The organism is Polaromonas sp., assembly GCF_029945895.1.
In the GTDB taxonomy this organism is placed as follows: domain Bacteria; phylum Pseudomonadota; class Gammaproteobacteria; order Burkholderiales; family Burkholderiaceae_C; genus Polaromonas.
This window is the reverse complement of the sequence record NZ_JAQSDL010000016.1, coordinates 1-5146: the sequence shown is the minus strand read 5'-3', so window position 1 is coordinate 5146 and position 5146 is coordinate 1. Positions and strand designations below refer to the sequence as shown.

Annotated in this window: 6 protein-coding genes; 4 read left to right on the top strand and 2 right to left on the bottom strand. The window is 64.7% G+C overall.

Going from position 1 to position 5146, the window contains the following annotated elements; translation table 11 throughout:
* A partial coding sequence (locus PSV33_RS02295) for an ATP-binding protein (RefSeq protein WP_300558130.1) occupies positions 1-1302 on the top strand: 1302 nt, incomplete at its 5' end.
* A gap of 96 nt (positions 1303-1398) precedes the next feature.
* Here the strand turns inward: PSV33_RS02295 and mnmA are convergent.
* Together mnmA and PSV33_RS02285 are read right to left on the bottom strand one after the other, a co-directional pair.
* Entirely contained in the window at positions 1399-2550 is a 1152-nt protein-coding gene (gene mnmA, locus PSV33_RS02290; protein WP_300558127.1) for a tRNA 2-thiouridine(34) synthase MnmA, read from the bottom strand.
* A 38-nt stretch (positions 2551-2588) separates the two neighbouring features.
* Positions 2589-3086, bottom strand: a complete 498-nt coding sequence (locus PSV33_RS02285; protein WP_300558124.1) for an NUDIX hydrolase — start codon at positions 3084-3086, stop codon at positions 2589-2591.
* Between the two features lie 147 nt (positions 3087-3233).
* On the opposite strand from PSV33_RS02285, the gene PSV33_RS02280 reads away from it, so the two are divergent.
* The 3 genes from PSV33_RS02280 to PSV33_RS02270 form a co-directional block, all read left to right on the top strand.
* Positions 3234-4349: a Re/Si-specific NAD(P)(+) transhydrogenase subunit alpha gene (locus PSV33_RS02280; RefSeq protein WP_300558121.1), complete on the top strand. Its 1116-nt coding sequence runs from the start codon at positions 3234-3236 to the stop codon at positions 4347-4349.
* A gap of 46 nt (positions 4350-4395) precedes the next feature.
* Positions 4396-4731 carry an NAD(P) transhydrogenase subunit alpha gene (locus tag PSV33_RS02275; protein WP_300558118.1) on the top strand — a complete coding sequence of 112 codons (336 nt, stop codon included), beginning with the start codon at positions 4396-4398 and terminating at the stop codon, positions 4729-4731.
* Positions 4728-5146, top strand: a 419-nt coding sequence (locus PSV33_RS02270; RefSeq protein ID WP_300558115.1) for an NAD(P)(+) transhydrogenase (Re/Si-specific) subunit beta, incomplete at its 3' end; no start/stop codon positions are given. The genes PSV33_RS02275 and PSV33_RS02270, both read left to right, overlap by 4 nt.

Here is a 5146-nt window from a genome sequence, read left to right as displayed (position 1 = left end):
GTGGTGGTGCTCAGCTTCATGGTCGGCATGGTGGCGCTGGCCCTGTGGTTCACGCAGACAGACCCGGCGCGGGCCTACCGCGCTGTGCGCGACCCGATGTACCTGCTGGGCGGGCTGGCCGAGCTGTTCTGGACGGTGCGCATCAGCGACACGCTGATGGAAACCCCGCCGCTGCCGTGGCCCGCCTGGGGCATGGTGACCGTGCTGGCGGCGGGCGGCTGGCTGACCTGCATGGGGAGTTTCTGCGTGCGGGTGGCCGGCTGGTCGGACCTGCGGCAGGCGATCTGGTTCAACCGCATGAACTGGACACTGTTTGCCACCGGCCTGCCCTTGATCGCCTGGGCGCTGGTGTTTGCATCGCCGCAGGTACTGACCGCCTGGTACGGTGCTTATGCCCTGACGTTCAGCGGTTTTATCGGCTTTTTCAGCTGGCGCGCGCTTCGCAACGCCACCCCGTCGCACCGAGTGGTGGCAGCGGCGCTTTTTGTCAATGTGCTGGTGGGCCTGCGCGACTGGTTTGTTTTTCGCATCAGCCCGTCCTACGCCGACAACACCTTGCTGCGTTACTCCTCGGTGCTGTTCGGGCTGGCACTGGCTTACATCGTTATCACGCGGTTTCGCGAGGTCAGCGCCCAGGCGCGCGACCTGATGGAAAACCTGTCTGCCCGCATCTCGCAGAAAGAGCGCGAACTGGGTCAGTCTTACCAGAAGGTTGAACAACTCGCTCGCGAGCAGGAGCGTGTCAGCGAGCGCACGCGCATCCTGCGCGACATGCACGACGGCGTGGGCGCGCACCTGAGCGCCGCGATCCGGCAGTTGCAGTCGGGCAGGGCCAGCACCGACGACGTGCTGCAGACGCTGCGTTACACGCTCGACCAGCTCAAGCTGTCCATCGACGCCATGCATTTGCTGCCGGGCGACATCGGCTCGCTGCTGGCCAATCTGCGTTACCGGCTGGAGCCGCGTTTTGCGGCGTCGGACATCGAACTGCAGTGGGTGGTCGGCAGCCTGGAGCCGGTGGCCCACATGGACGCCAATGCCATGCGCCAGCTGCAGTTCATGGTGTTCGAGGCGCTGTCCAACGTGCTGCAGCATTCACAGGCCACCACGCTGGCGATCGAGGCGGAGATGGACGGGGCCGGCGTCTGCCTGCGGGTTGTAGACAACGGTCGCGGTTTCGACGCCGCCGCCGCGCCGCGCAAGGGGCTGCTGGCGATGCGTGAGCGGGCGAGCGCGATCGGCGTGGCCATCGCCGTCCAGAGCCGGCCGGGGCGCACGGCAGTTGAAATACGGATTCCGTGACCGGTTTGCAATGCGAACGCTATGAAATCAGTAGCTGGCGGCGCAAATGTACCAAGGGTCAGGCCCTCATTTGATCACTAAAAACGGGAAGCAGGCTCAGGGCAGCGCCGGTGTGTTGCTCGATGCAATCACGCCGCCGCCCAGGCAGACCTCGCCCTGGTAGAGCACGGCCGACTGGCCCGGCGTGACGGCCCACTGCGGCTCGTCAAAACGCAGCGCGGCGTGGGTCACTGATGGCGCCACCAGCTCGCAGGGCGCGTCCAGCTGGCGGTAGCGCGTTTTGGCCGCCATGGTGCCGGCCGCCGGCGCCGCACCGGCGACCCAGCTGCAGTCCTGAACTTGCACCTCTGTGGACAGCAACCAGGGATGGTCGTGTCCCTGCACCACCCAGAGGGTGTTGGTCGCCATGTCCTTGCGCGCCACAAACCAGGGCTCGTGCTCGCCGACGCCGCGCTGGCCCAGCGCCTGCACCGCCTTGAGCTCGGCGCCGCGCGCCTTCACGCCGCCTATGCCCAGGCCCTGGCGCTGACCCAGGGTGTAAAAACTCAGACCCACATGTTCGCCCAGCACCCGGCCCTGGTCATTTTTGATCGGTCCCGGCGCCTTGGCGATGTAGCGGTTCAAAAACTCGCGGAACGGCCGTTCGCCGATGAAGCAGATGCCGGTTGAGTCCTTTTTCTTCGCGTTCGGCAGGCCGATCTCGTCGGCGATGCGCCGGACTTCGGTCTTCTTCAGCTCACCGACCGGGAACAGCGTTTTTGCCAGCTGCGCCTGGTTCAGGCGGTGCAGGAAGTAGCTCTGGTCCTTGGCCGGGTCCAGGCCCTTGAGCAGTTCATGCAAGCCCGTGGCCTGGTTGAGGCGGACGCGTGCATAGTGCCCGGTCGCAATCTTTTCGGCGCCCAGCCGCATCGCGTGGTCGAGGAAGGCCTTGAACTTGATCTCGGCGTTGCACAGGATGTCGGGATTCGGCGTGCGGCCGGCCTGGTACTCGCGCAGGAACTCGGCAAAAACGCGGTCCTTGTAGTCAGCGGCAAAGTTGACATGTTCGATCTCGATGCCGATCACGTCGGCGACCGCCGCGGCGTCCACGAAGTCGATGTTGGACGAGCAGAACTCGCTGTCGTCGTCATCTTCCCAGTTTTTCATGAAGATGCCGATGACCTCATGCCCCTGCTGTTTGAGCAGGTGCGCCGTTACCGCGGAGTCCACCCCGCCGCTCAGACCGACAACAATACGTTGTTTGTGCATTGCAGCATTTTAGGTGGTGACGCGAAGGCGCGAGAGGCTCAGGGTCTGGCGTCGTAGACGCTCGGGTCGGTGGTCAGCAGGTCCACGGGGTAACGCTTGCCGGCCAGGTAGTCTTCCATGCAGGTCAGCAACAGGGGACTGCGGTGCAAGTGAGCGCAAGCCCTGATCTCATCGGGGCTCATCCACAGGGTGCGCACAATGCCCTCGTCCAGCGCCTGCCCGGCCACTTCCTCGCCCAGCGTGCCGCAAAAGGCAAAACGCAGGTAGGTGATGTCCAGCGGGGCGTCCTGTCCAGGCACCGGTTTTTCGAAGCGCGACATGTAGATGCCCACCAGCGCCTGCGGCGTGAAGTGAAAGGCGGTTTCCTCCAGGGTTTCCCGGGCGCAACCCTGGATCGGGCTTTCGCCCGGGTCCAGGTGGCCGGCCGGGTTGTTCAGGCGCAGGCCATCCTGCGTGTGTTCCTCCACCAGCAAAAACCGGCCCTCGCGCTCGATGATGGCCGCGACCGTGACACTGGGTTTCCATCGTGTATTCATCGCCGCATTATCCGTGGGCAACCGGCCCGCACGGGAGCCTGCGCGACTTCCAGAGAGCAGCGTCCAGAAAAAGCCCGGGAAAGTCATGTAAGCTAGCTGACAGGTAACAATTTCACGTAGAACTACTTACGCAACGAGGAGACACCCATGCGAATCGGGGTACCGGCCGAAATCACGGCGGGGGAAACACGCGTTGCCGTCACGCCCGAGACGGCCAAAAAACTCAAGGCCCAGGGCCACACGGTCGTCATCCAGTCGGGTGCCGGCGTGGCCGCCAGTGTTCCGGATGAGGCCTATGTCGCCGTGGGTGCCGAGATCACCGATGCCGCGGGCGCCTATGCGTCCGACATCGTGCTCAAGGTACGTTGCCCGCTGGACAGCGAAATCGGTCTGGCCAAAGCCGGCACGGTGCTAGTCGGCATGCTCAACCCGTTTGATGCCGCCGGCCTGCAGCGCCTGGCCGCAGCCCAGCTGACGTCGTTTGCGCTGGAAGCCGCACCGCGCACCAGCCGCGCGCAAAGCATGGACGTGTTGTCGTCACAGGCCAATATCGCCGGTTACAAGGCCGTGATGATGGCGGCCGACAGGTATCAGCGCTTTTTCCCGATGCTGATGACCGCCGCCGGCACCGTCAAGGCGGCGCGTGTGGTGATCCTGGGTGTCGGCGTGGCCGGCCTGCAGGCGATTGCCACCGCCAAGCGCCTGGGCGCGGTGATCGAGGCCAGCGATGTGCGCCCCAGCGTCAAGGAACAGGTCGAGTCGCTGGGCGGCAAGTTCATCGACGTGCCGTATGAAACCGACGAGGAGCGCGAAGCCGCCGTCGGCGTCGGCGGTTATGCCAAACCGATGCCGCCAAGCTGGCTGGAGCGCCAAAAAGCCGAGGTCGCCAAACGCGTGGCCCAGGCCGATATCGTGATCACCACCGCGCTGATCCCCGGCCGCGCCGCACCGGTGCTGGTGACCGAAGACATGGTCAGGGCCATGAAACCGGGCAGCGTGATCGTCGACCTGGCCGCGCCGCAAGGCGGCAACTGCCCGCTGACCGAGCCCGGCAAAACCGTGGTCAAACACGGCGTCACGCTGATCGGCGAGACCAATGTGCCGGCGCTGGTGGCGGCCGATGCCAGCGCGCTGTATGCGCGCAACCTGCTGGACTTTCTCAAGCTGGTCATCAGCAAGGAAGGCACCCTCAACATCGACATGGAAGACGACATCGTGGCGGCCTGCCTGATGACGCAGTCCGGCGAAGTCAAGAAAAAATAACCATTTGAGGGCCGGCAGCCGCGCCGCCCGACCAGGAGAACAGACCATGGATGCCGTGTCCCCCACCATCATCAACCTCATCATCTTCGTGCTGGCCATCTACGTGGGTTACCACGTGGTGTGGACCGTCACGCCCGCGCTGCACACGCCGCTGATGGCGGTGACCAACGCGATTTCGGCGATTGTCATCGTCGGGGCCATGCTGGCTGCCGCGTTGACCGTCACACCGCTGGGCAAAACCATGGGCGTGCTCGCCGTGGCGCTGGCTGCCGTCAATGTGTTCGGTGGCTTCCTGGTCACGCGCCGCATGCTGGAGATGTTCCGCAAAAAAGAGAAGAAACCCGTTGCAGCTGACGCAGCCGGTTCGGGAGCCGCCAAATGAGCATGAATGTTGTCACGCTGCTGTACCTGGTGGCATCCGTCTGTTTCATCCAGGCGCTCAAGGGCCTGTCGCATCCGACCACCTCAATCCGCGGCAACCTGTTCGGCATGGTCGGCATGGCGATCGCCATAGTGACCACCGGCGCCCTGATCGTGGAGATTGCCGGCGGCAAGGCTTTCGGCATGGTGTATGTGCTGGGCGCCCTGCTGGTCGGCGGTACCGCCGGCACGATCATGGCCAGACGGGTCGAGATGACCAAGATGCCGGAGCTGGTCGCCTTCATGCACAGCATGATCGGCCTGGCGGCGGTGTTCATCGCGGTGGCCGCCATGGCCGAGCCTGACGCCTTTGGCATCGTGGCCGCGGGCCTGCCCACGGCGGCGATTCCGGCCGGCAACCGGCTGGAGCTGTTCCT